This is a genomic window from Trinickia symbiotica, from assembly GCF_003028655.1.
GTDB classification, from domain to species: Bacteria; Pseudomonadota; Gammaproteobacteria; order Burkholderiales; family Burkholderiaceae; genus Trinickia; species Trinickia symbiotica_A.
The window spans coordinates 1-405 of the sequence record NZ_PYUC01000072.1 but is presented as its reverse complement, the minus strand read 5'-3'; the positions used below and the strand labels follow the sequence as shown (position 1 = coordinate 405).

Sequence of the window (405 nt, the reverse complement as noted above, 5' to 3'; positions counted from 1 at the left end):
CTCGTAACCCTGATCGATGCGGAACAGCGCGAGATTCGCGCCCCAGTTGCGATGATCGGCCTTGAGGCCCACTTCGTATTGCTTGCTCTTGAGCGGCCCGAAGGTCTGCGGATAGTTCACGTTCGTGTTGCTCGACGCGCCGCCTTGCTGCAGCGCTTCCACGTAGCTCGCGTAGACCGTGGTGTCGGGATCGAGCTTGAACATCAGCGCGCCGGTGGGCGTGACGGGGTTCGCGCTGTAATCGGCCTGCACCGACTGATCGACGTTATAGACGCGGTCGCGGAACTGCGTATAACGCAGGCCGAGCAGCGCCGAAAGACGCGGCGTGATCTGCACCGTGTCGCTCGCGTAGAGCGCGGTCTGCGTGGTGCGTTCGTGGCGGAACAGATTTTCGCCGATATGCAC

Annotated in this window: 1 protein-coding gene; it reads right to left on the bottom strand. The window is 62.5% G+C overall.

What is annotated here, in order from left to right; translation table 11 throughout:
- A partial coding sequence (locus C9I57_RS32280) for a TonB-dependent receptor domain-containing protein (RefSeq protein ID WP_146166312.1) occupies nt 1–405 on the bottom strand: 405 nt, incomplete at both ends.